Source organism: Mycobacterium asiaticum DSM 44297 (genome assembly GCF_000613245.1).
GTDB lineage: Bacteria > Actinomycetota > Actinomycetes > Mycobacteriales > Mycobacteriaceae > Mycobacterium > Mycobacterium asiaticum.
In genome coordinates this window covers 1,448,622-1,452,155 of record NZ_HG964937.1, presented here as the reverse complement: position 1 = coordinate 1,452,155, position 3,534 = coordinate 1,448,622, and the positions used below count along the sequence as shown (strand labels likewise).

The window sequence follows — 3,534 nt, the reverse complement described above, 5'->3', positions numbered from 1 at the left end:
CCCGCCGGAATCGATATCGGGGGGATGGTGATCGGTGGGATGCTCAGCGCCGGCAGGTTGAACGCCGGAACGTCGATGCCCGGGATCTCGAGCGGCGGCAACATCAAATCCGGGGTTGCCATGACGACGTTGTAACTGCCCTGGCCCACACCGCGATAGAACACGCCGGTGTTCGCCTGGCCCGTGTTGAAAACGCCGTTGTTCATGTCGCCGAAGTTCAGGAAACCTGTGTTGGTATTCCCAGCGTTGAGGAAGCCGGTATTCGCCGACCCGGTGTTGAAAGACCCGGTATTCGACGCGCCCGGGTTGAAGTTGCCCATGTTGAAGCTGCCAACGTTGAGCGTTCCGGTGTTGGCATCCCCGACGTTCAGGGCCCCGGTGTTGAACGATCCGGTGTTGAAAAAGCCGGTGTTGCCCGATCCAGAACTCCACAACCCGCTGTTGAAACTGCCCGAGTTGCCGATGCCGAAGTTGCCGTTGCCCGAGTTGAAGAATCCGATGTTTCCGTTGCCCGAGTTGAACAGCCCGATGTTCCCAGTGCCGGAGTTCAGCCCGCCGATGCCGATCTGCCCGTCACCGATCAGGCCGATGCCGATGTTGCCGTTACCGCTGTTACCGAACCCGATGTTGCCGATGCCGGCGTTTCCGAACCCGAAATTGTTGGCGCCCAGGTTCCCCAGACCGAAGTTCCCGGTACCTAGGTTGGCGAATCCGAGGTTGGCCGCCCCGGAGTTGGCCCAACCGAAGTTTGAGTTTCCTAGGTTGCCGCCGCCGATGTTGCTGAAGCCGAAGTTGCCGTTGCCGAAGTTCCCGCCGCCGATATTGGCCAGTCCCAAGCTGATGTTGGGGACCCTGTCCGCCGTGAGGGAGGGCGTCGCCGCCGCCCCGGGCGCACCCGCAATAGCGCCGGCCAGACTCCGCAACGGCTGGGCGAACGGCGCCAGCGCCGACGCCACGGCGGAGGCTCCGGCGTGGTAGGCCGACATGGCCGATACATCCAGCGCCCACATCTCCTCGTAGAGAGATTCGACGGTGGCAATGGCGGGCGCATTCTGTCCAAAGATGTTCGACAGGACCAGGGAAACCAACGAGCTACGGTTCGCCTCCACCAACGCAGTGGGCACCATTGCCAAACGAACGGCCTCGAATTCGGCTACCAACGTGCTGGCATGTACCGCCGCCCGTGCCGCCTGCGCCGCCGCCGCGCTCAGCCACCCGGCATACGGGACGGCCGCCTCAGCCATCGCCGCCGCGGCTGGCCCATGCCATGCTCCGTTGACCAAACCAGAAGTCACGGCCTCGAAAGACGATGCGGCTGAGGCCAGCTCGTCCGCCAACTCTTCCCAAGCCGCCGCGGCCGCCAACATCGGCTCCGAGCCTGCACCGGCGGATATCAGCGCCGAGTTGATCTCCGGGGGTAGCACCGAAAAATTCATCGTCCGAACCTCTCCTGTGTCGCGTCACACCGATGACAGCTCCCGGCAACCCGCACGCCCCCCGGCACACGCGGTTGTCGTCAAGCTCGATGTTGTAGCGGGAAAGGTACAAGTGTCATTAACTCGAAATAGCTTGCTTTATTGAACCGTGATGTAACCGTTATTTGATCGTGATATTTGTACCGTCGCGCTGACTAGTTGCTTTACAAAACAACATTGGAGCAATAGTTCCGTCGGAAATGTCAAGCTCAGTCGGACCGATCACGGGTCCGCGCACCGCGGCTACCTCGGGTTTTATGGAGCACCGTCTCCGCTGCGGTGATCTTCGAACGTCAATTTTTCCTTTACATATGGCGCTCACATGCAAACCAAATTGACGATTTCGGATTCACGATTGCGTAACCCGGATAGGTAGTAATTTTCGGCGCCGCGCATGAAGCAGGCTCACCGGCGACGGTGCCGGTGCCGGAATTCAGCGGTGCTGCCTCGGGTTGGTGTCGCGGCCTCACCTTGCCGTAGCTGCGGCACAATGCAATTCGCGCCCGCCGTGGGTGGCAGGCGCGAATTGCGTACTAGTTCAGCTGTCGTTACGTGGTGCCCTTGAAGAACAGGCCGGACAGGTTGTTGCCGATGTTTCCAAGGCCGGAGACGACGCTTCGGAGCGCCAGATCCAGGACACCGGTGTTGGCGAACCCCGACACACCGCTGCCGAAGTTGTTGAAGCCGGAGACCAGGCCACCAAAGTTCTGGTAGCCAGATCCACCGAGCAGGCCGGACCCGTTGGAATTGAACCAACCCGACAGGCCGGCCCCGTTGTTGGCGAACCCGGAATTGCCTCCGGCGCCCGAGTTGAAGAAGCCGGACGATGGCGCGACCGTCGAGTTGAGGTAGCCAGGCGCCGGCGGTATGGAGAATCCGGCAATGGTGGTGCTTGGCATGTGGATGCTGGGGATTACGAGCGGGGGAGTATTGAAGGCCGCGAGCCCGAACGGGGGAATGCTCAGCGGCGGAGTGGTGAACGCCGCTGTGGTGATGCCGGGCAATGTAAATGCGCTCAGCCCGATCGGGTCGATGGTGAACGGCTGGGTCCGGAACGCCGGTGTCGTGATGTCCGGCAGACTGGACGGGCCCAGGCCGATCGGGTCGATGGTGAACGGCTGGGTCCGGAACGCCTGCGTCACGATGTCCGGCAGCGTGAACCCACCAAGACCGATCCGGCCGATCTCCAACGGCGGCGTCGTAAACGCCGGCGTCACAATGTCGGGCAACTCGAACCCACCCAACCCAATACGCCCAATCTCCAACGGCGGCGTCGTAAACGCCGGCGTCACAATGTCGGGCAACTCGAACCCACCCAACCCAATACGCCCAATCTCCAACGGCGGCGTCGTAAACGCCGGCGTCACAATGTCAGGCAACTCGAACCCACCCAACCCAATACGCCCAATCTCCAACGGCGGCGTCGTAAACGCCGGCGTCGTGATGTCCGGAAGGCTGAAGGGCCCCAACCCGATTCGACCGATATTCAGCTGCGGAGTCGTGAACTGTGGTGTCGTAATGGCGGGAAGGGTGAAACCGCTGACGCTGATCGGATTGACGCTTATGCCCGGAATGGTGAATTCGGGCAGACTGAATCCGCTGACCGTGATGGGCGCGTTCAACGTATACGGCATGACGGTCATGTTCGGTAAGTAGAACGAACCGATGCCGAACACGCCGGCGATATTGGCCGGGACGATATCCAACGGCGCCTGCAAAGTCAGCACATTTGTCCGGTACGTGAGATCGAACGGCACCCCGAAGCCATTTATGAGGATTTGAGGCGTGCTGATCGGCTGCGACCAGCCGATGGCAGGTATGACGAACGACGCGGTCGAAATGCTGTCGACGTGGATCGATGGGGTGGAGAGGGCGGGTAGGTTGAAGCCGCCGATGGTGGTGCCGGCGGGTAGTGATATCGACGGGACGGTTATCGAGGGAATGCTGATTGTGGGCAAATTCATCGACCCCAATGCCGTACCCGCCGGAATACTAAACGACGGAACACTAATGCCCGGGATACTCAACGTCGGCAAATCCATCGACCCCAACGCCGTAC

2 protein-coding genes and 1 pseudogene are annotated in these 3,534 nt (G+C 61.2%); 1 reads left to right on the top strand and 2 read right to left on the bottom strand.

Features of this window, described 5'->3' with window-relative positions; all coding sequences use genetic code 11:
* Together BN972_RS17135 and BN972_RS31225 are read right to left on the bottom strand one after the other, a co-directional pair.
* The coding region (locus tag BN972_RS17135) for a PPE family protein (protein WP_036360100.1) at window positions 1-1,436 on the bottom strand (1,436 nt) is incomplete at its 3' end.
* Window positions 1,437-2,023: 587 nt separating this feature from the next.
* Window positions 2,024-2,725, bottom strand: a pseudogene (locus tag BN972_RS31225) (PPE family protein); the annotation flags it as partial.
* A gap of 535 nt (window positions 2,726-3,260) precedes the next feature.
* On the opposite strand from BN972_RS31225, the gene BN972_RS30515 reads away from it, so the two are divergent.
* The coding region (locus BN972_RS30515) for a hypothetical protein (protein ID WP_235192481.1) at window positions 3,261-3,534 on the top strand (274 nt) is incomplete at its 3' end.